Origin of the sequence: Mesorhizobium sp. M1D.F.Ca.ET.231.01.1.1, assembly GCF_003999155.2 — a bacterium.
Taxonomy (GTDB): Bacteria; Pseudomonadota; Alphaproteobacteria; order Rhizobiales; family Rhizobiaceae; genus Mesorhizobium.
The window spans coordinates 1-306 of record NZ_RZOZ02000210.1; the positions used below are offsets into that span (position 1 = coordinate 1).

A 306-nucleotide genomic window follows, 5' to 3' on the forward strand; every position below is an offset into this window, starting at 1 on the left:
GGAGCCTCGACCGGCTCCATGGAGCAAGAGGAGAAATCCCATGAAGCAATTTCACTGCGGGTCGCTCGTTCCCGGCTGCGAATGGCACACACGGGCCGACGAGGAGGCCGAGGTGATGCGCCGCGCCGTCGAGCATATGCGCGAGACGCATGGCGAGACGACCATCCGCGAGACGATGATCGAGGCGATCCGCTCGCGCATCGAGAAGGTCCGCGACGCCGCGTAGGTGCGGCGGGGGGGTTTCAGGTAATAACAAAAGAACCGCGGTGCGCTTGGGTAACGCGTGCCGCGTTGATTTATTTGCGA

Annotated in this window: 1 protein-coding gene; it reads left to right on the forward strand. The window is 63.1% G+C overall.

All coding sequences use genetic code 11. The features are described from left to right. Positions 1-40: 40 nt before the first annotated feature. Complete coding sequence (locus EN874_RS33000) at positions 41-226, forward strand: DUF1059 domain-containing protein (protein WP_027047304.1); 186 nt, start codon at positions 41-43, stop codon at positions 224-226. The last annotated feature ends 80 nt before the right edge of the window (positions 227-306 follow it).